At 64.2% G+C, this 20,547-nt stretch carries 15 protein-coding genes; 9 read left to right on the forward strand and 6 right to left on the reverse strand.

The window, feature by feature from the left end:
* Positions 1–37: 37 nt before the first annotated feature.
* Entirely contained in the window at positions 38–2,602 is a 2,565-nt protein-coding gene (locus QUE25_RS05305) for a SpaA isopeptide-forming pilin-related protein (RefSeq protein ID WP_286268105.1), read from the reverse strand.
* A 187-nt stretch (positions 2,603–2,789) separates the two neighbouring features.
* Between QUE25_RS05305 and QUE25_RS05310 the strand changes: the two genes are divergently transcribed.
* The 5 genes from QUE25_RS05310 (at position 2,790) to QUE25_RS05330 (ending at position 7,441) form a co-directional block, all read left to right on the forward strand.
* Positions 2,790–4,370: a response regulator transcription factor gene (locus tag QUE25_RS05310; RefSeq protein ID WP_286268106.1), complete on the forward strand. Its 1,581-nt coding sequence runs from the start codon at positions 2,790–2,792 to the stop codon at positions 4,368–4,370.
* 42 nt (positions 4,371–4,412) lie between these two features.
* Positions 4,413–4,868: an NUDIX hydrolase gene (locus QUE25_RS05315; protein ID WP_286268107.1), complete on the forward strand. Its 456-nt coding sequence runs from the start codon at positions 4,413–4,415 to the stop codon at positions 4,866–4,868.
* A 114-nt stretch (positions 4,869–4,982) separates the two neighbouring features.
* The gene (locus tag QUE25_RS05320; protein WP_286268108.1) at positions 4,983–6,509 is read left to right on the forward strand and encodes an alpha-amylase family glycosyl hydrolase; all 1,527 of its coding nucleotides are present in this window, start codon (positions 4,983–4,985) and stop codon (positions 6,507–6,509) included.
* 33 nt (positions 6,510–6,542) lie between these two features.
* The gene (locus tag QUE25_RS05325) at positions 6,543–6,950 is read left to right on the forward strand and encodes a hypothetical protein (protein ID WP_286268109.1); all 408 of its coding nucleotides are present in this window, start codon (positions 6,543–6,545) and stop codon (positions 6,948–6,950) included.
* Positions 6,951–7,012: 62 nt separating this feature from the next.
* Entirely contained in the window at positions 7,013–7,441 is a 429-nt protein-coding gene (locus QUE25_RS05330) for a hypothetical protein (RefSeq protein ID WP_286268110.1), read from the forward strand.
* A 30-nt stretch (positions 7,442–7,471) separates the two neighbouring features.
* On the opposite strand, the gene QUE25_RS05335 is transcribed toward QUE25_RS05330, so the two are convergent.
* Both QUE25_RS05335 and QUE25_RS05340 read right to left on the reverse strand, forming a co-directional pair.
* Complete coding sequence (locus tag QUE25_RS05335; protein WP_286268111.1) at positions 7,472–8,206, reverse strand: sulfite exporter TauE/SafE family protein; 735 nt, start codon at positions 8,204–8,206, stop codon at positions 7,472–7,474.
* A 50-nt stretch (positions 8,207–8,256) separates the two neighbouring features.
* Positions 8,257–9,636 carry an MFS transporter gene (locus tag QUE25_RS05340; protein WP_286268112.1) on the reverse strand — a complete coding sequence of 460 codons (1,380 nt, stop codon included), beginning with the start codon at positions 9,634–9,636 and terminating at the stop codon, positions 8,257–8,259.
* A gap of 181 nt (positions 9,637–9,817) precedes the next feature.
* Here QUE25_RS05340 and QUE25_RS05345 point away from each other — a divergent pair, with 181 nt between their 5' ends.
* The gene (locus tag QUE25_RS05345; protein WP_286268113.1) at positions 9,818–10,597 is read left to right on the forward strand and encodes an HpcH/HpaI aldolase family protein; all 780 of its coding nucleotides are present in this window, start codon (positions 9,818–9,820) and stop codon (positions 10,595–10,597) included.
* Positions 10,598–10,615: 18 nt separating this feature from the next.
* Here the strand turns inward: QUE25_RS05345 and QUE25_RS05350 are convergent, their stop codons facing one another.
* Positions 10,616–12,367 carry a potassium channel family protein gene (locus QUE25_RS05350; protein ID WP_286268114.1) on the reverse strand — a complete coding sequence of 584 codons (1,752 nt, stop codon included), beginning with the start codon at positions 12,365–12,367 and terminating at the stop codon, positions 10,616–10,618.
* 81 nt (positions 12,368–12,448) lie between these two features.
* A complete protein-coding gene (locus QUE25_RS05355) occupies positions 12,449–12,832 on the reverse strand; it encodes a DUF6394 family protein (protein ID WP_286268115.1) in 384 nt (127 codons plus the stop codon).
* Positions 12,833–12,966: 134 nt separating this feature from the next.
* On the opposite strand from QUE25_RS05355, the gene QUE25_RS05360 reads away from it, so the two are divergent.
* From QUE25_RS05360 to QUE25_RS05370, 3 genes are all read left to right on the forward strand, one after another.
* Entirely contained in the window at positions 12,967–13,620 is a 654-nt protein-coding gene (locus QUE25_RS05360; RefSeq protein ID WP_286268116.1) for a TIGR03085 family metal-binding protein, read from the forward strand.
* Between the two features lie 148 nt (positions 13,621–13,768).
* Positions 13,769–17,170: a PPi-type phosphoenolpyruvate carboxykinase family protein gene (locus tag QUE25_RS05365; RefSeq protein ID WP_286268117.1), complete on the forward strand. Its 3,402-nt coding sequence runs from the start codon at positions 13,769–13,771 to the stop codon at positions 17,168–17,170.
* Positions 17,171–17,710: 540 nt separating this feature from the next.
* Entirely contained in the window at positions 17,711–18,736 is a 1,026-nt protein-coding gene (locus QUE25_RS05370; protein WP_286268118.1) for a S1C family serine protease, read from the forward strand.
* 15 nt (positions 18,737–18,751) lie between these two features.
* Here the strand turns inward: QUE25_RS05370 and QUE25_RS05375 are convergent, their stop codons facing one another.
* The gene (locus QUE25_RS05375) at positions 18,752–20,488 is read right to left on the reverse strand and encodes a DUF2207 family protein (RefSeq protein ID WP_286268119.1); all 1,737 of its coding nucleotides are present in this window, start codon (positions 20,486–20,488) and stop codon (positions 18,752–18,754) included.
* Positions 20,489–20,547: the final 59 nt, after the last annotated feature.

Raw genomic sequence — 20,547 nt, forward strand, 5'->3', positions numbered from 1 at the left:
AAGCACGTTGGTTGTCTGGTTTCCGGTCATTGTCTGGTCAGCCCTGCTGAACCCGGCGTGCCCGACGCTGGCGAATCACCAGAGCTCCGGCTGCGAGCAACAGGAGTACGGTGCCGCCCAGCAGGAACGCGTCCCTGCCCAAGCCGCCGGTCAGCGGAAGAATGACTCCGGTCTGCTGCTCATTGGCGATTTCCTCAAGCGATATCTCCAGAGCATCGCCGGTAATCGCGAACTCGAAATTCTGGCCGGTTCTTTGATATCCGGGCGGCGCTGTTTTCTCAGTCAGGATGTAGTCACCCCAAGACAGACCCTCGGCTTTGAACAGACCTGCTGCTGGGTCTTTGTCGAGCCCTGTGCAGGCCGCTGCGCTGGCGGCGACGCAGTCCTCGATGTCAACGTCGGTTCCCTCATCGGGGCCTGCCAGAGTCCACACCGCGCCGGCCAGCAAGCTGCCTTGTTCGTCGACCTTCGACCAAGTGACGGAGCCTGGCTTGTCCCTATTAGTCAGGGTGCACACGACGTCTTGGGCAACGCCCACCTGGATCGTCGAATCTGTCACCGGCACGTCCCCAGCACCCGCGGTGCAGACCAGGCTTTCCTGCTCATAGCCGGGCTGAAGCGTCTCGCCAACCAGATATGTCCCGGGCTCCACGACCTTGGTCTCACCCGAAGAGAAGCCAAGTGCTTGGCCTCCTGTCGGAGTCGCATTGAGCAGGAAGTCGTTAATACTGGCGGTGCCACCGAAGGCGTTGGTAACGACCTTTGTAAGCGTCAGAGTGCTGCTCTGCTCCTGATTCGTGAAATCACAGTCGAGTCTCTCTCCCGGCTTCAGCTGAGGTACCGTCACTCCAGACGCAGAAGGGAGGGAGATAGATTGACCGGGTGTGCCGTTGTTGTCCGTGACGGTGCACTGACCCGAGACAAACACATATCCTGGCTTCTGAGTCTCACTAACCGCTACCTGAGCGGCGGAGTCCACCTTGTCGAACGTGACGGTCCATGACGCAATGCCAGTCGACCCGGTCTGCTGCGCACCTGAGGGGCTCTGGGCTGCGGTCCCCTTCGTGGCTGTTGTGGTCGACCCCATGGTCCAGCCCTCGCCAGGCTGTGCGTTGGCACCGTTGCGGTCCAGGACTGTTTTGGTTATGTTGACCTGCGCAATCAATGGCGAGTTTGTGAACTGGCATACGACCGCCTGTCCCGAGGTAGGAATTGTAACAGTGCCACTTGTGCCAGAACCGCTCACCGCTGGAGACATCGCCTTTCCATCGATCGTGCACTGATACGTGGTGGCGTAGTTGGTCAGATCGGTGCCGCTTGCCCCGGCCTCGCTGAATGCCAGAGTCTTGCCGCGCACGGTGGGCTGTGGACCCACCCTGTCGTCCTGGAGGCCGTTGCTCGACCCCGTAGTGGTGGAAGTCCCGAGTGTGGTGGCGCCATCGCTCAGTGTCAGGGAGAACTGATCAGAAGCAGAAACTCGGCCATTGATGACCTTCTCCAAAGTGATGGTCGCCGGCGAAGAGCAGGATGCCAGATCTGTACTGCTGGATAACGCCGAGGTGACAGTGCTCTTGTTCGACCAACTCGGCATGTCGAAGCTCTGAACTGTACTGCTGGCACCAAGATAGGCCTTGCCGGAGGCGTCGAAGGCGACTCCATTGACGTTCTCTGCCGTGTCGAACGAACTCGACCCCGACGATGGGATCGAGCCACCGGTGGCTGTGGCCAGATTGGCCGCAGTCACGCTGAAAACTGTCGTCTCCGAACCGGAGCCGCGAACGATGAAGAGGTTTCCACCGGCGTCGAACGCCATATCACCGTTGGTCGCTCCTGGTTCTTGTCGCCCGGAGTAAGTGCTGACATAGCCCTTGTATGAGAACTTCGGACTCGCGCTAGGGTCGTATTGCCAGATCTTGAACACTTGTGTGTAGTTGGTGTTGGTTCCTTGCCCACCGGTCGTTGTTTGGAACCCACCGAACATGTACTTGCCATTGTTCAGATTGACTGCCCCTGCAACCAGGGAGCCACTGTAGCTTCCGTTGGCCTGAGACGATGTGTTGTAGGTATCGCCCGCAGTTGACCAGCTCCCCGTCGACACATCCAGCTCGTACATCGTCACAGTCCGCAGGTTGTTTGTGCGCTCGTATGCGTAGACCGGCTCGCCGCCGGAACCGATACCGACTCCGTTGAAGCTGCTAACGCCGGATGCACTGCTTCCGATGTTGGTCACAGTGCCCGTCGGTCCGATCTGACGGAGCTGTCCGCTACTGCTGACTGAGTAGAAGTAGCCAGACGTACACTGGATGGTCACCGCCGCCTGGGTACTGCGCGATGACACTGATCCCTCAGAGGTCGAGGAGTCTTCAGCATGGTCGGTATCGCCTGTCGCCATTGCGTTCTGATCAGCCGTCGCTGACTCACTTGCTTCCGGACTCTCACCAAGTGAAGGGGCTGTGCTCGCGGACTCATCCTCCATGTTTGCCACAGCCATGGAGCTGGGGAACATGCCGAGCGTCAGCGTCAGGCCGAGCAGCGCGCCCAGGACGCTCTTGCGATTCAGTTTTCTCCTGCTCGATCGCCGCCCGCTGCGACTACCAGACATCGCGTTCCCCCATCGCGTTCGCCATTTTCATGGTTTTTTCTCAGAAACGTCCAAGAGGAATCTTGGCCTTGATGCATACCTGCGGCCTAACCATTTGGCATAGACCACCCCGAACCTCACCCAGACCACCCCGCCTCACCCGCTCCGGGTAGTGACGACTTGCTGGACTCGTGATGGAATAAAGGCTATGACGAATAGGGGGATCGCCGACGCCTTGGAGCGCCTTCAACGAGCGGTAGAGGCGGACGACCCGCACGAGATCGTTGATGCCATTACCGCGGAGAAATGGTGGCTGCTCCCCAATCACTTCCCAGAAATGAGGGCGGCGCTCGCGCACGTCCCACCGAGCATGATCGCGGAACACCCGTTGCTGCGTATCGCTCAGCCCCTGATCTTGTTGACGAATCACTCGCTGACGCCAGCTGCCGGGTCGTCCGGAACGAGTCAACAACCCGTAAAGACACTGACCGACACCGGCGAACTCCTTGTGGAGATGATCGTGAGCCGGGTCAGCAGCGACTACCCAACAGCATGCAGTGCCGCGAAGCGCCTCGCCGATCTGACCATGACGAACGCCATGGCATCGGGCTACCACGCCGAAGACCCGGCACCGCTATCCCTACTTCATATAGGGATTACCTATATGCTTGCGGGTCAGACCCGCGAAGCAATCCGGGCCCTGCTGTGGGCCAAAGATCTGGCGTCCGAAAGTTCATACGCCTTTGTTTATCCGGATGCCTGCGCAAAGCTCGCTGTCATCTTTGCCCTGCGAGGCAGTCTGCACGAAGCTCAGCGAATGCTGGACGAAAGTCGTAAGTCTGATGCGGTCCCGGTGTTCATGTCCGAGTTTCTCGATACCACGCAGCGTGTCGCACGTGCGATGATCGCGCTCACGCGCATGGATCACGACGCCGGGACTCTGGTCGGCGAACTGCCCGGGATCGACACGCTCGACGAGCTCTGGCCGTTCATCGTCTTCATCAAAGCACGCTTCGCGCTCGGCCAGAAGAGACCCCTGGAGGGGCTGGATATCGCCGAACTCGCGTTCAGTTCACGGCCGCTGGTCCCCGGATCCTTGGCGGCAGAACTGCTGACCTCCGTACTCCTTGATGCGCTGCTGGCATCTGATGCCTCGGAGCGAGCGTGCTGCCTGATCGATTTCGTCGCCGAACCGGGCCAGCGCACTGAGGTCGCGCGCGCCCGGCTGCTGGTGAGGGTCGGCAACCACGACGACGCGGAGTTCGTCCTGCAGGATCTGCTGAACAGCGATCTTGACCCTACAGTGCGGCTGGGGGCCCAGTTGTTGGAGGCGGAGATCGCTCATCATCGCGGCATCCCTTTGAAACTCACATTGGCACGGGCCGTCGCCGGCCAGGTGCTCTGCGGCTCGCGGTGGTTGCTGACCCAGACTCCCTCCGCTGTCATCGTCCACATCGCCGATGCCCTGCCGCCGGACGAACGGGCAGCATTCGAACGGGCAGTCCTACCTGACGGCTCGGACACCTCGAAGGCATCGCGGATTCAGTTGACGCGCGGCGAGACCTCGGTGCTGCAAGCCTTGAGCAGGACCTCCACCCTCGACAGCGCAGCCGCGGCTCTCCACTTGTCGCGCAATACGGTGAAGACCCATCTGTCGGCCGTGTATCGCAAGCTCGGCGTGAACTCCAAGGACGATGCGCTGCAGAAGGCCAGGCAACTGGGCATCATCTCCGGAATGCCCAACGACGGACCCGACCAGAGAGTGCCTCACCTGGACATCCGCTCCTGAAGCCGGACTGGGGGTGCCGTCCGAACAAGTAACCTCGAAGCCGTGATCGAAGTCTCTGCAGTCTGCCTGTTCGACGATTCCGGACGCGTGCTGACCGTCCGCAAACGAGGCACCAGCGGGTGGATGCTGGTGGGAGGCAAGCCCGAGGTCGGCGAAACACCCCGCCAGTGCGCGATCCGCGAGGTGGCCGAAGAGCTCGGCGTTGGCCTGGATGCTGCCAGACTGCGCGACCTGGGCACCTTCCACAGCATCGCCGTCAACGAAGGCGTGCCCCTGACCGCCCACGTGTTCATCTCCGATGAGCGCGTCTCGCCATCGGTTCACGCCGAACTCGCTGCACTGCGCTGGGTTAACCCCGCCGACCCCGGCGACGGGCAGGCGCCATTGAACACCGACCTGGTCTTTCCGCTGCTGGTCTCCGCGGGAGAGCGTCGCGGTGCGGACGATCGCGTCGGCCCACCTGCCACCATTGAGCGTCGGTCCACCTGCCACCATTGATTTGTGATGCCGCGGCCCGACGACAGCGGGCCGGCTTTGGAAACGATCGTGGTCTTGACAACGTGCTCGCACATCCTGCAAGGCCAGGTAGTTCCGCCCACCTACCATGAACACATGTCAGACGAGCAACTGAGCGCCGGTCCGGCGCAGCCACCCGACCGCTTCGCGCTTCGCGAGGCCGACTGGCGTAACGGCGCGCTGGTCTATCAGGTGATAGTCGACCGATTCGCCCAGAGCCCGCGCCTCGCCGCCAAGGGATACCTGTATCCGGCACCCAAGAGGCTTCGTGATTGGAGCGAGACTCCGGAGAAGGGCCGCTACCTGGACGATCAGGAGGTTTGGTCACACGAGATCGATTTCTGGGGAGGTGACCTGCCGAGCTTGCGCAGCCGGCTCGAATACATCGATGAGTTGGGCGCTGACGTCTTGTACCTGTGCCCGATTCACCTGGCCTGGACCAACCACGGCTACGACGCACTGGACTACCAGCAGGTGCGTCCTGACTACGGCAGCCGCGACGATGTCCGGCGACTCGCCGAAGACGTGCACGCACGCGGCATGAAGCTGGTGCTCGACGGTGTCTTCAACCACATGGGACGCCACAGCCCGGCATTTCAGGCAGCGGCAGCCGGCCAGCGCAGCCGATACCGCGGCTGGTTCGACTTCGACCAGGGCTACCCGGGTGGCGCCCGAGCCTGGGCGAACGCGGTCAACCTGCCCGAATTGGTGATCGAGAACCCGGCGGTTCAAGATCACATCTGGGCCGGTGATGACTCGGTGGTGCGTAGTTGGCTGCGCGACGGGATCGATGGCTGGCGGCTTGATGTCGCTTTCGAGTTGGGCCCCGACTATCTCGCTCAGCTGACCGCAGCCGCCCATGACGAGAAGCCCGGATCGCTGGTTCTCGGCGAGGTCTGCAACTACCCGGCCGGCTGGTTCCCGGCGCTCGACGGCGTGCTGGGCTTCACGCTGCGCGAGATCTTGCTGCTGACGGCCAACGAGCGGGTCACCGCCGCCCACGCGCAACGGATGCTCGAACGTCTGTTCGCCGACGCCGACTACGAGCATCTGCTCAAGTGCTGGAACTATCTCGACAATCACGACGTGCCTCGGTTGACGGACACGGTCCCGAACGAACTCGCCCGCACACTAGCCGTCGTCCTGCAGTTCACACTGCCGGGCAGCGTCAACGTCTACTACGGGACCGAACTGGGCCAGACGGGCGGAGACGATCCTGAGAACCGCGCACCGATGCGGTGGGATCTGGTCAACCAATCCAACGAAACGCTGCGTTTGTATCACTGGCTGATCTCGGTGCGCCGCAGCCACCGGGCGCTGCGGGTGGGCGATCTGCGGTGGTTGGTCACCGACCGCCTGATCGGTTTCGAACGGTATACCGACCGCATCGGCGACGCAGTTATCGTCGTCGCCAACCCATCGTCCGAGACAGTCACCGAGACCGTGCTGGTGCCTGACTCGTGGCTGATGGATCTGTCCGGGTTGACCGACCTGTTCGGTGGCCAACGGCTGCGCGCGCATCGCGCAACGCTCAACCTCACCCTTGAGCCGCATCAGGTGATGGTGCTCACCCCGAACCTCGACGAGGTGAACGGATACACTCCCTACAAGCGCGTCCGATAGCCACAGCCTCCGGAGCCGAGCAAGGAGTCAGCGGTGAGACTGAAGTCCTGGGTGATCATCGCCATCGCAGCCGTGTTCGCGTCCGTGCTCACCGGCTGCTCGGTACCCGACTACGACCCGGTGACCATCGTGTACGAGAACTACGACGACTCGACCACCGTGACGTGGGCCGTCGAAGGCACCGAGGTCACGCGCACCCAGCAGACCGATGACGACGATCCCACCGAGACCAGTTACGAGCTGCCCGACCGCGCGGCGTTCGTCACTTCGGTCCACGAAGAGCTGCATCCGCCCAAATGGGACGGCTGCGAGGACGCCAACGAGATGACTATCGAGGCCCAAGACCCGGACGGCACACTCCATGTGTCGAAGCTTGCGGACTGCGGCGTGCAGCTCAAGTATGTGGACGATATGTTCTGGGCGCTCGATGACGGCCGCTGAACCCCGGCCTTGAGAAAGTGATCGGACCGACCCCCTGCAAACAGTGGCGCCAGGAGGAAACCATGAAACCAAGATCAGTGGTCATCGCCATGGCTGTTGCGGCCGGGTTCACCGCTGGGCTGACGGGCTGCACCCCGATCCCCGACTACACCTACGTGACCGTCACCTCGGCGAACCCCTGGATGCCTGGCACGCGAACCATGTGGGTCGTGCAGGGCACCGCCGTCGAGCGGACCGAGACATTCCCGGACGACGGGGTCGAGGCGAGCAGCACCCTCAACTACCAGTTGCTCGACCAACAGGCGTTCCTCAAGGCCGTCCATCGGGCATTGAACGTCGAGCAGAACTCCCCGTGCATGGATGCCGTCGAGTTCACCGTGCAGGCGCGCGACGCCGAAGGCGGCCTCTACGGCAGCAACCTGCAACAGTGCGGCAACCAGCAGGAATACGTCGCAGATCTGCTGGATGCGCTCGACGCCGACCGGGCCTGAGCGGGGCCGGCCGCGTCCGCTCGGCCTCGGCTAGATGAGGATCAACGCGCCGGCGGCCACCACCGAGGTGAGCAGCGTGAGAATGTCGAAGGTGCGCTGCTTCACGCGTCCGATCACTGCGACGCCGATCACGGTGCCCAGTAGGACGACCGGAATCATCATCGCCGCCGTCGTCAGTACGCGCGGGGTGAACAGCCCCAAAGCCGCGGTCAGCGGAGTCTTGGAAACGTTCACGATGAAGTAGAACCAGGCCGACGTGCCGAGGAAGCGCATCTTGTCGACCTTGGAGACCTGCAGATACAAGGCCATCACCGGGCCGGCCGCGTTCGCCGCCATCGTTGTGAAGCCGGCCGCCACCCCGGCACCGATCGTCAGCGCGCGAGGTGGACGAGTGTCGTCGCCGGCCACCGGCGGTTTGCGACGGGCGGTCACGGCGAGCTGGATGAGCACGGAGATCAGCAGGATCGCACCGATCGAACGTCGCAACATCAGATCGTTCACCACACGGATGAAGACCGCGCCGAGCAGCAGGCCGGGCAGCACGGACGGCAGCAGACTGCGCAGCATGCCCCAGTCGGCATTGCTCCGGTAGCGCAGCACCGCCACGATGTCACCGGTGATCAGCAGGAGCAGCGCGGCGGCGGTGGATTCCTTGGTGGGCATCACGAGCGCCATCAGCGCGACCGCCACCGAGCCGAGCCCGCCGAAGCTGGTCTTGGCGATGCCGATGATCAGCGCGGCAACGATCAGCGGCAGCCATTCCATCAGACACCTCCCGGGGATGCGCGCCCCGTTCCGCGAACCCTCGGTGGAGACTACTCCTGCGGGTCCGAGACCGGGGGCTCGTCTTCGCCGTCGGTCGGCTGCACTGCGGGATCGTCGGCGGCGAGTGACTCGTTGACCAGCGAATCGCGGTACGTCGCCGAAAGCACACTGTACGGCCGCGACATCAGGGCGAGCACCGTGACGATCAACCCGATCAGGCTTGCCAACAGGAAAGCCAGGGCGATGCCCCGGGTGGTGCCCGCGCCCAGCAGCCAACCCAGCTGGTTGCGTCCGGCGTCGGAATTCATATAGGGAATCAGCCAGAATTCGGCGATCGGGCCGATCATCAGCGTGCTGATCGGGGCGGCGGCAAGTTCGATCGCCATCGCGAAGCCGAAGACCCGTCCCTGCTGGACGAATGGCACCACCTTCTGCAGCACGGTCTGCTCGGAGGCCTCCGCGAAGGTGACCAGACCCATGTAGATGAAACAGCCGATGGCCAGCAACGCGATCGATTCACGAATGGGCAGGATCGCCGCAACGGTCCACATGGCGATGTTGACCAGCAACAAGGTGCGCACCGGATTGACGCCCAGACCCGTACGGGAGATGATCATGCCGCCGAGGATGAAGCCGATGCTGCACACCCCCCATAAGATGCCCCAGGCCTGCACCGGCATGAGTTCCAGACCGTACGGGTCGAGCAGCGCCATATAGACCCCGCCGAGCAGGTTGTTGAAAGTCGAGAAGAGAACCAGCGCGAGCAGCCCGGGAACCGCCCGGGTCATCCGGAAGGCTTCTGCGAAATCGACCTTGGCCGGCACTCCCTCGGCATGCTGCACGCCGGGTTCGTTGATCTCGATTGAGCGCAGATGCAAGGCACTGACCACGATGAACGCCACCCCGGCCACCAGCAATGGCCCCATCCCGAGGAAGCCCACCGCCAGACCCGAGACCACCGAGTTCAGCGCAAAACCGATGCCTTGCACCATGCCCACCAGGCCGTTCGCCTTCGGACGTAGTTCGGCGGGCACCAGCATCGTCACGCAGGTCGCCAGGGCGAGGCCGCGGATCGATTCGACCAGTGCGCCGAGCAGCAGAATCGTCAGGAAGACCCAGAAGAACGGCCGGCGTAGGTCGAGAAGCACATCGGAGGGGATAACGAAGAAGAGCGCGGATCCGATCGCGAAGGCGACGGCTGTACAGGCCGTCGCCAGCATCATGGCCGTCTTCTTGCGGATGCGGTCGATGAGCGTCCCAAAGGGCACGCTGGTGAGCGCGAGAAAGAGCATGTAGCTGCCGCCGAGGATGGAGGTGACCAGCACTGAGCGGGATTCGAGATATGCCCAGAAGGTGAAGCCGAACCACACCATCTGCGTGGTGATATTGGCCAGCAGTGTGTTCACCAGCACCCGTTGGAAGGTGCGCATGGTTCTCCTGTCGGTTCGGCTGGAACTCGGCGTTGGTCAGATGAAGCAGACTACCCGATGCTGCCAACCCGGCCGCCGGCGAAGATGGACCCTATATCGTGTACAACCTGGCGGTCCCCGGTTACGCTGGAGGAGATGACAGTCGGCAATGCGGCCGCGTAGGCGTTTCCGGAGGCGAACAATGCAGAACGATGTGAGGGCGATCATCGAGGCCGGCGAGCATCCGCTCGGCACGTTCTTCCAACTCGGCAATGAGACCGCTGCCGAGTGCATGGGCTACGGGGGCTTCGACTACATCGTCCTCGACACCGAGCATGGCCCATTCGATGTCGAGACCTCGCTCAGTCTGATTCGCGCAGCGAAGTCGGCCGGGTGCGTCCCGTTCGCCCGCGTCAAGGATTCGTCACGAGCCTCCATCCTCAAGATGCTGGACGCCGGCGCACTGGGCATCATCATCCCGAACGTGCGCAGCCTGGACGAAGCCCGCGAGATCGTGAAATGGGGCAAGTACTTCCCCGTCGGCGAGCGCGGCATCGCTCCCACTCCAGGCACCCACTACTGGTACGACGAGTATGCGACCAAGGGCCTCGACAACTACATGCGGGTCTCCAACGATCGGGTGATGCTGATTCCTCAGTGCGAAACGGTCGGCTGCCTCAACGACATCGAAGAGATCGTCAGGCTGGACGGCATCGACGGCATCTTCGTCGGGCCGTTCGATCTGTCCGCGGCGCTCGGGCGTCCCGGCGATTTCGCCAATCCCGAGCACGTCGCGGCGATCTCACGCGTGCAGCGCGCCTGTCAGGAGGCTGGGAAGGCATCCTTCATCTACAGTCCGACGGTCGAGGACGCGAAGAACAGCATCCGTCAGGGATTCGACTCGGTCACCTATTCGATGGACGCCCTACTGCTGATCGATGCCGTGAAGCATGCCGTGGCGCAGTTGGGTGATCTCGACTAGCCCGGTGTCGAAGACCGGTCATTTGCCGGGTGAATCGTCCTCGTAGAGCACATTCGTCCGCTTGAGCGGTGGCAGGTCATCGTCGGGGCCGGGCAATGGCATGATCGGTGGCGGGTTCTTGCGGGTCAGCCAGCGCCACAGACTGCCGCCACGGGATTCCTGCCCGGTGACAACGTAGTGCAGCGCGTTGGAATCGTGCAGGGTCAACTCCAGATGCCGTTTGGCCACCGGCGAACCGGCCAGCAGCACCCGATCGCCCACGCGCAACACGAAGTGGTCGTCCGGCAACTGGATGTTCTTGTTCGCCCGCCGCACCAGCAGCACCACCATCGACATCCGGCGGCCACGATCGAACGGATTGGCCCGCAGATGGCCGGTGGTGAAACGTCCGCCGCCACAGATCAGGTCGGCCAATGCGGGAGCTCGCTGCTCGGAGATCGCCAGGTCCCACAGTTCGGGGTGCCGGCCCGGATCGAGCTGGGACAGCTGCTCATAGAGCTGGGCGCATTCGGTTTCGTTGTGCTGCGGGATGAGCCGCAGAAAACGGTTGAGCAGCGGCGTGGTGATGCGGGCCAGGAACTCACGGGCGACGATCTGGCTGGGCACCATCAGCAGGTCCTCGTCGAAGGCCTCGATCAGCGGGGTGTTCTTCAGCTGGTTCTGTCTCACCACCACGTAGATGTCGTGATTGAGGGCGCGTGCAGTGACGGCGATCGACAGGTTCTTGGGGTCGGACGCATTGCCGGCGACCAGCCCGACCGCGTGCGCGATACCGGCCGCCTTGAGATCTTCCGATCTGGTTCCGGTGCCCTTGATGTCGACCCCGGGTTCGCCGTAGTGCCGCTCGTCGATCACCGACAGGCTCATCCCTGCTGCCCGCAACTCTTCGACCATCATGTGCCCGAATCGGCCGTAGCCGCACATGATCCAGTGCCCCTTCGGCGGCGCAGCGATCGGGACGATGGCCTGGCCCGGCAAGCCGGTGATGAGATTGCGCAGGCGGTGGCGCTGCGGGGCGGTGATCGCCGCCGCAAGCGACTCGGCGAACTGCTCGAACGGGTTGATCACCAGATCACCGCCGAAGACCCCGATGTGGGTCTCGGTCTCGACATCGCGGATGCGCGCCAGCACCGGAACTCGCGGGGCGAGCAGCCGCACATTGACCGCGATCGCTTGGTTGGTGGGATCGTCGTCGGTGAGCGCGACCACACCCTTGCAGTTCGAGTTCATCAGCCCGGCCTGCTGGAGCAGCAGGGGGTCTTTTGCGTCGGCCACCACGGTGGGAGGGTCGACCCCGAACTCGTCCATCCGCAGCTCTTGCAGGCGGGCGTCATTGAGCTCGATGGCGATGAAGCGCAGGCCCAGATGGTCGAGGCCGTGACAGACCATGCGTCCGGTCTCGCCGATGCCGCAGACGATATAGAAGGGCGTGCGGATCTGGTTGACGCGCCGGGTGAACCGGGCGATCTTGACGGCGTTCTGGAAGCCCTTGTCCTGAAGCAACGCCAAGACATTGACCAGCGAATACGACCAGGCGGCGACCGAGGTGTAGATGGTCAGGGTCATCCACATCCGCTGCAGGGCGTTGTAGGGGTGCGGCACCTCGCCGAATCCGATGGTCGTGGACGTGAAACTGACGACGTAGAACGCGTCGAAGATCGTGAGTGGCGGGCTGGGGCGCCCGGTCAACGGATCGGTACCGGGAATCAATGCCAGGCCGGCGGTGCAGAAGGTGTAGACGCCGATGACGAGCAATAGGGGGAATCTCATCCTGCGCAGGATGAGATAGAAGACGTCGCTCAGTTCCGTCTGCCGCTGAGCCGATGACGAACTGCGCATCTCAGCCCTGGCTCAGCGCCGCACCTGAATGATCTCGCTGACCATCAGCACGACCGAAACGATATTGGCCAGCAGTGCGCCGCCCGACAGTGAAACGACCACCGACATGTGCGCCTCACTCATCCCGCTCGCCGACATCTGGCTGGCCCAAACCCAGACGGCGGCGGCGACCAACAACTGCAGATCGGCGACCAGGCTGGTGGCGAGGTGGATCGCACCCAACTGGGTGCGATCGCCGAATTTCAGGACGGTGGCAACCAGGCTTGCCACCAGTGCCGCGGCCAGTTCAACGCCGTTGTGCACCGTGGGGTTGTCGATCTCACCGACGAAGAAGCCGAAGTTCAGTGCTGCAGCGAGAGTGATGAAGAAGCCGAAGACGACCTTCTCCAGGTTCATACAGCCTCCAACGAGAGTCAACCGAGGACAGCTCAAGCGTAGGCCCGCAAGTGGGCCTTGTCTGGCGCTGTGATTCCGCAATCCAAAGATGCGTAGCGGCAGCGCGCATTTGGATCGTGGCCGATTCTGGAGGTATGGCTGAATCCGTGGCCCGGTCGGAGCGCCGGGAACTGTGTGAGTTGATGACCACGCTGGGGCCCGACGCCCCCACCTTGTGCGAGGGCTGGACTGCCCACCATCTTGCAGCGCACCTGCACATCCGCGAATCCGATCCGCTCGCCACCGTCGGCGTGGTGATGCCGTTCTTGAAGATCACCGACAAGCGCATGCACAAACTGATGACCGAGATGAGCTTCGACGACCTGGTCGAGTTGGTTGCCAAGGGCCCCACCGGGCTGAGCCCCTTCCGCATTCCGGTGGTGGACGCCAAGGCGAACTCCGCGGAGTTCTTCGTCCACCATGAGGATCTGCGGCGCGGCGGCCCTTACCCGGTCGGCCCGCGCGTGCTGCCGCCCCAGACCGATGAGATCTTGTGGAATACCGCGGTCGGGATGGCCGGATTCCGGCTGCGCAAGGCCAAGGTGGGCATCATCTTGCAGCGGGTCCGCGATGGCAGGGTCAGCGATGAGCAAGCGTTGGTGGCTACCGGACGCACTCCGGTGACCGTTACCGGGGAGCCGGGCGAGTTGCTGTTGTGGTTGTTCGGACGCGAGTCCGCCGCCCAGGTTCAACTGACCGGACCGGCCAACGGATTGGCCCGGGTGCGGTCGATTTCACTGGCGATCTGACACCAGTGCTGCGATCTGCGGCTGACTAGTCGCGATAGCGAAGCGCCGCGCAGGCTGGTGGCAACCGGTTGGCAACAAGGTCGTACCGCGGGCCCGATGTTCGCGGGCAGTGTTCACAACACTGCAAGCCATCTGGGAAGATGACCGTATGTCTGCCGATACCTTGAATGCCGCCATCAACCTGCGGCTGGCTCTGCTGGAGCTGCCCCGCGCAGAAGCCGAAGACGGAAAGATCGAACTCGTCGAACCACTCTTGGCTCGTCAGCGGGAACTCTCGCGCCGGCTGGCCGATCGCTTGTGTCCGGTCGACCAGCGAATCCAGGATTTTCTCGATGATTACCTCGCTGACGTCGATGTCAAGCCTCGGCTCCCCAAGCAAACCCTGATTCTCGACCAGGCCGGTCTGGCCCGCGGTCTCAGTCTCCCGGCGGACGGTGACGAGTTCCACTCACCGCTGCTGTCAAGCTACCGGCTGTCCAATGGCGTGCTGCACAATCCGGCCAACGACCGCCGCACCACCGCCGGTGTCTTCCACATTGCAGAAGGCGGCTTGCCCATTCCGGACGACAAGATCATCGTCCGCAAGGATGTGTTCGCCAGGCTGCTCACGCTGGCCATGCAACCTCCGCGCGAAGACATGATCCTGCCCTACACCTCGGACCAGCCGGACCCGGCGGCCTGCTTCGTGTCGTTGCTGCTGCGCCCGCTGGTGGTGCCGGCGGTGCCCGGACGTGGCGGCGCCAAGACCATGGAGACCCGCTTCATCGTCCCCGGCGGCCTGGTCTGCAACCTCGACTTCGTCGAAGGCATCTTCGGCAACGCCGGCGACCCGCAACTTCCGCAGAACGATGCGGCGCTGGATCCGGCCACCTGGTCGGGTCACACCGGATGTGTCATCCTCGCCCCGCACCTCACCAAGGTCACCAAGCGGAGCCTCGGCATGCCGCACTGGGACGACGCCACCGAGCGTGAGCGCCGTGATGGCCAGTGCTGGAAGGACGAGGACGAGCTCTACAACGGCGGCCACGCCTTCAAGTGCTGCGCTCGCGACGAGCGCGGCGTCATGGTCACCGTCATCGCGGACAACTACTTCGGTTACTGCAAGAAGGAAGTCAAGACTCAGCTGTCCTACGCTGCGAACCTGCTCGGCTGCGCCGAGGAGGAGCATGCCGGCGGTGCCCGGGTCTACCCGGCCTACAACCTGGGTGCGGAATTCCATGACGAGTACACCCCAGCCGACTACACCGTCGCCGATGTGCTGGCCCGTGATCCGCAGCGTTTCGAACTGCAGCCGCAGGGTCACGCGCTCGACCGCGTCCAGTCGCACATCGTCCTGGTGCCCGGCGGCGCCGACTACTCCATGCGCAAGCAGACCATCACCTGGACCGACGCGTCCGGCGCCGAACAGACCATCAAGCTGCTCACCGGCAAGGTCTACATCACGCCGAACGGCTACCGGATCTACGCGAAGCACCGCGAGATGGACGAGACCCAGTGGCATCTGATCGGCGTCTCCCCTATCTCGACCGACTGCCATAAGCCCGCGACCGTGTCGGGCGGCGGCAAGTCCGAGATCAGCAAGTCGCTGGCTGACGCCTTCGTCTTCGGCAATGCCTATGCGGCTGATTTCGCCGCCGATGTGCAGCGTGTTCAGGAGTTGCTGGACGCCGACTACTCCGATCGTTTCCTCGACGGCGACCGCAACGGAAAGGACCGTCGTCCGATCCTGTCGCCGGAGCGCTCGCTCGGCTCGGTCATCAAGCTGCTCACTCCGCGCAGCGAGTACACCGCCGAGTACAACTCCTTCCTGCGCTCGATCCCCGCGCACGTCAAGGAGCTGCTGTTCACCGTCAAGCGCTACTACAAGCCCGAATGGGGCACCGACTGGCGCAGCCACTTCAGCGTCGGCATCATGAACGGGCGCCCGGGCAACGCCGTGCGGCTGGAGGGCGAGAAGATCCTGGTCAACCAGTTGCGCGTCGGATTCCTGCCCGATAGCAGCTGGCGGCTGTTCAGCCTGCGCCCCGACTTCAGCCCGGCGATCAAGGTACAGACCGAGGACGACATCACGGCCTCCACCGTCTGCTCGCCGTTCGAGAAGGCCCCGGCCGGCTTCGGCAATCAGGGCGGACTGCCCCGCAAGTATGTGATGAACTGCGAGCAGCTGCTCTTCCAGCGTCCCGACGATGCCATCCATCGCGGCTACGACAAGCAGGCCGAGCGGGATCTGTCGAAGGAGGGCACCTTCATCTCGAACTTCGAGCCCCTGACCCACGCTGAGGCTCGCGATCTGATGACCAACGCCCAGGCGTTCAGCGAGTACACCAAGCCGATGCAGGACCTGATCCGCAAGGTCGCCGCGATGGGTGACGACGAGTCTCCGCGATTCTGGATCGCCTCCGATCAGCCTCGCTTGGTGGGCGGAAAGCGTTCGAAGAATCCGCGCTATCTGCAGACCCGGCCCGACGTCGCCAATCCGGAGGCGACCGCCGCGGCAGATCTGGCATCGAAGCTGGTGCGCAAGCTGCCGAGTTCGGCCTTCGCACCGCTGTCGGTCGATGTGGTGGCCGCCGGACGACGCAACAACCCGAAGGAACCGGGTGTGCCGCCGCTGAGCGTCTACAACCCGTTGCACTACATGGAACTGCCCGAGTTGTTCATGGAGTTCATCTCCTCGATGACGGGCAAGTCGCCGTCGACCACCGGTGCCGGTAGTGAGGGCGCGCTTACCAAGGGCCCGTTCAATGCGCTGGCACCGATCGTCGACCTGAACAACAACTTCCTCGCCTACGCGCTGACCGGCTACGACGGCTGGCTCAGCTCGGCCGGCTACATCGGCCCGAAGGTGCGCGTCGATCACGACATCTCGATGCTGGTGCCCGAACTGTTCAGCCGGATGTGGCCCGACGAGCGTCGCGCGTCCAACCTGATCGCCGACGGCTACCTGGAGAAGCTCGAGGACTTCGAGTTCGACGGACGCAAGGTGCTGGCCTCGCGGCTGGGTTACCGCATGAACGAGCGGTTCGCGACCACGTACTTCGGACGCATTTTCCTGCATCCGGATGTGGTCTTCACCGACGACATGCTGCGCCCCGAGCAGCAGGATCTGGCGACCTTCGCCGAATCGATGGATGTCATCGTGACCACCCATCAGCGGGTCGCTCAGGCGTACTTCAACGATGGCGGCGTCGAGCTGGCTGTGCCGCCGCTGCGCGGCCTGCTGGAGATCATGGCCGAGGGCCAGACCTCCGAAGGCTGGACGCTGGGCAGCCCCGAGTTCCGCGAGCAGTTCACCCGCGAGTCCGTGCTCGCCAGCGACTGGTACGCCGCCCGTCTGGATGTCAAGCAGGCGGCCGATGTGGCTCACCAGCAACTCGGCCTCGACAGGCTCCGCGAGTTCTCGGCCGCGCCCGAGAACGAGCAGGTCAGCCAGCGGCTCCACCTGCAGGACCGGATCGCCGATGCCGAAACCGACCTGGCGGCCCTGATCGAGGCGGGCTACCGCGAATCGTTGGTCGGCACCATCGGACGCCAGGAGAAGTTCGACTGATCCTGATCTGATCGCCGGCCCGAGCCGGTCGATCAGCGGCAGACATGGCTGTGGCCGGTCGCCCTCGGGGTGGCCGGCCACAGCCATGTCCAGCGCCGCCGACAACCGGCACCTCGGCGGGCGAGGGCTACCGGCCGTCTTGGGGTGAACTGGCGCTTCGGCAATAAACTGTGCACTAAGTGAACAAGGGGGGTGACGATGTCGCAGCCGCATGCCGGTGGGCCGGATGCTTCTTCCTCGCCGCCCCCGGATCAGCCGGCGCCGGCGCAGACTCCCCGAATCCCTGCCGACCACCCAGCGGCCACCCGGCCGCTGTCGTCCCCGGCGGTCCAGACCGGCCCGCAGAACGCGTCGTACTATCAGCCCACCGGGGGCTGGGCACCTCCTACCGGGCAGCCCGCCTGGGCGCCCCCAACCGGGCAACCGTGGGGGCCCAGCGGTCCGGCGACGTGGCAAAGTGCCCCACCGCCGTTTCCCCCGAGTGGGCCGTATCAACCGCCACGCCGGCGCAACCGCACCGGGGTCTGGGCGGGTCTCGCCGTGCTGTTGGTGGTCCTGGGGCTGCTCGCCTGGCAGGTCACCGGGTTCGGTGCCCGCGATATGCGGTCCGGTTACGTGCCCCGCGCGCAGGTTCCGCGCAGTGAGACCCAGGAGATCCCCACCTACTCGACCGCGGTCACCGCCGAGATGAGTGCGGGGATCGTGCTGGTCACCGGCGACGTCGACAATGGCGTCTCGTCCGGCACGGGCATCATTCTCAGCGAATCCGGGCTGGTGTTGACCAACTATCACGTGGTCTCGGGCACCACCGACCTGACGGTCCGGATCGCCGACACGGGTCATGCCTACGACGCCGATCTGCTCGGACGCAATGTGTGGGCCGATATCGCAGTGCTGCAACTGGAGGGCGCGGGCGGGCTGACCGAGGCCAATATCGCCGCTGATCCGGTGGCCGTCGGCGACCGGGTGGTGGCGGTCGGCAACGGCGATGGCGGCGGTGTACTGCTTGCCTCCGGAGGCAGCGTGACGGAACTCGATGCGACGGTGATGCTGGAATCGGCGTTCGGCAGCTATGGGTACGAGGATGCGGACGGAATGATCCGCTCGACCGCGGGAGCCATTCCCGGCTATTCGGGTGGCCCGACCTACAACGCCGCCACCGAGGTGGTCGGCGTGACCAGCGCGGGGCAGGACGCGGTCGCCGCGCAGATGAGCACCTATTCGATCCCGATCGCCAAGGCCGCCGCGATCGCCGACGACATCGCCGCCGGGCGCCAGAGCGAGCAGACCCGGATCGGGCCGGGCGCCTGGCTGGGCGTGAGCCTGGGAACACGCAATGTCGCGGTACTGACCGCGGTGTACCCGAACTCCCCGGCTGCTGCGGCCGGACTCACCCCCGGTTCGACCATCACCAGTTTCGACGGTCAGCCAATCAGCTCCGCCAGCGGACTTCTGAAGGTCGTCGAGTCGTACGACCCGGACGACGTCGTCGACGTGGCCTGGCAGGACGATCAGGGCGAACCTCGCGAGGCGTCCATCGTCTTGGGCACCAGCCCGACCAACTGACCGATCGCGCCCGGGTCAATGCCGGGTGTAGAGCGTGCCCTGCATCGTGGTGATGAACGACTCAATCGAGAACGGCAGATCCGACAGCTGCCAGTCCTGCGGCGCGCGGTACCAGCTGAGATCGTCCGGGTCGGGAACACCGGGATCATCGTCGGCATCGGCCAGCGCCTGCAACCAACGATCGAGCCCGCCGAGCACCACCGCGTAGGGCAACACCCGGGAGATCTCCTCGTAGGTGTTCGCCTTGGGCAGCCGGTCGGTGGGCTGGGTGGCCAGGGTCATCGCCAGCACCTGCAGACCACTAAGGATCGATGCCCCCTTGGCCGTCCGGCGCGGCATCTGCTGGCTTACCCACAGCAGGCCGACCGCCAGGCCGAGCAGCACCAGGCCGAGCAGGCCGAACTTGGTGAAGGCCGCGAGCAGCACCAGCGCGACGACCGAGACCCCGACCGATATCCAGCCGATGCGTCCCCAGCCACTGCGCACCGCATCCGGCCGCTCGACGAACCAGCCCTCGGTCACGACCTCGTCGTAGATCGCATCCTGTACCCGTTGGACGGCCTCGCCGACCGCGCCACTGATCTTCGAAACCGTGATCGGCTCGCCATCAACGGGCGCGATCGCGTCCACAATGATCTGCTCATAGTGCTGCAGTTCGTCGGGGCCGGTCTTGCGCTCGAAGGTCCAGTCGATGTTGGTATTGGTGTTCTCGTGAGGCAGCTGGACGATAGCCAGGTGCCCGCGCTGTGCGACATCGAGGATGGTGGCCGTGATGTCGACCGGATCGACCCGCTCGTCGACCAAGGTGCCGATCTCGCCCGGACGCACCTTCTCGACCAGCTCGAAACGCTCCTCACCAGCAGCGACGGGTTCGAAACGGCCGACCGGGATGGGGCGGCCACCCTTCGCGTCGGTGCCCTTGGAACGGTACAGCGCAAACAGCGCGGCGCCGCCGAGCACCAGCGCGGCCAGAGCCGCCGCCAGCGGCAGACCCTGGGCGGTGAAGGCGCGGTCCAGCGTCCAATGCTCGGTCAACACCTGATTGGCCGCAACGGCCGAAGTCGGCACCGAGAAGGTCAGGACGACGACCTCACCCGGACCGCGTGGGCCGTCGGTGAACTGCGGGTAGATCGCGTCGAAAGTGCCGGACGCGTAGGTCGTGCACGTCGAGGTCGCAGCCGGCGGACCCGATGCGCAATCGATGTCGTAGGTGTGGGTGTTCGCCGGAAGGGCGATCTCACCGCTGACCTGCTCGACCCCCACGTTCAGTCCCTGCAGCACCCGCCAGGAGACCTCGGTGAGATCGGCTCGGTCGGGAATCGACGGCAACGCGACTGCGGCACCCACCACGGTGTAGCTGATCTCTACCGGATCGTCGCCCGCCTTGGACGCGTCGACGCCGATCACCAGGTAATCGCCGTCGGTACTGATCGTCGGCGACAGGTCGCTGCCACCAGCGGTGACGGTGACGTCGTTGATCTCGTAGTTGAGCTGTGTGTAGTTCAACTGCGGACGCGTCGTGGCCAGCCGCTGCTCCAGATCGGTGGGGCCCGGGCCGTCGAAGGTGATCGTCTCGGTGATCGACAACGACCCGTCCGCGGTCACTTCACCACGGACGACATAGCTTTCTGCCACATCGTCCGCCCGAGCGGGAGATACCAGTCCCAGTGTGCTGAGTAGCAGGGTGATCCCCGCGGCCACAGCCGCGAAGCGCAACGTGTTGGGTCTGCTCGATCCGAGACGAGTAGTCACCTGGCGTCCCTTTCTGGAGAGGTCAGTTCGATGATCCACCACGATCTGACGCGGCATAT

Origin of the sequence: Brooklawnia propionicigenes, from assembly GCF_030297015.1 — a bacterium.
In the GTDB taxonomy this organism is placed as follows: domain Bacteria; phylum Actinomycetota; class Actinomycetes; order Propionibacteriales; family Propionibacteriaceae; genus Brooklawnia; species Brooklawnia propionicigenes.

Bases quoted from the DNA above. Each gene is read 5' to 3' on its own strand.
- QUE25_RS05335 (WP_286268111.1), bottom strand. From the start codon at position 8,206: ATGGAATGGCTGCCGCTGATCGTTGCCGCGCTGATCATCGGCATCGCC.
- QUE25_RS05305 (WP_286268105.1), bottom strand. From the start codon at position 2,602: ATGTCTGGTAGTCGCAGCGGGCGGCGATCGAGCAGGAGAAAACTGAAT.
- QUE25_RS05320 (WP_286268108.1), top strand. From the start codon at position 4,983: ATGTCAGACGAGCAACTGAGCGCCGGTCCGGCGCAGCCACCCGACCGC.
- QUE25_RS05330 (WP_286268110.1), top strand. From the start codon at position 7,013: ATGAAACCAAGATCAGTGGTCATCGCCATGGCTGTTGCGGCCGGGTTC.
- QUE25_RS05345 (WP_286268113.1), top strand. From the start codon at position 9,818: ATGCAGAACGATGTGAGGGCGATCATCGAGGCCGGCGAGCATCCGCTC.
- QUE25_RS05355 (WP_286268115.1), bottom strand. From the start codon at position 12,832: ATGAACCTGGAGAAGGTCGTCTTCGGCTTCTTCATCACTCTCGCTGCA.
- QUE25_RS05340 (WP_286268112.1), bottom strand. From the start codon at position 9,636: ATGCGCACCTTCCAACGGGTGCTGGTGAACACACTGCTGGCCAATATC.
- QUE25_RS05310 (WP_286268106.1), top strand. From the start codon at position 2,790: ATGACGAATAGGGGGATCGCCGACGCCTTGGAGCGCCTTCAACGAGCG.
- QUE25_RS05360 (WP_286268116.1), top strand. From the start codon at position 12,967: ATGGCTGAATCCGTGGCCCGGTCGGAGCGCCGGGAACTGTGTGAGTTG.
- QUE25_RS05350 (WP_286268114.1), bottom strand. From the start codon at position 12,367: ATGAGATTCCCCCTATTGCTCGTCATCGGCGTCTACACCTTCTGCACC.
- QUE25_RS05365 (WP_286268117.1), top strand. From the start codon at position 13,769: ATGTCTGCCGATACCTTGAATGCCGCCATCAACCTGCGGCTGGCTCTG.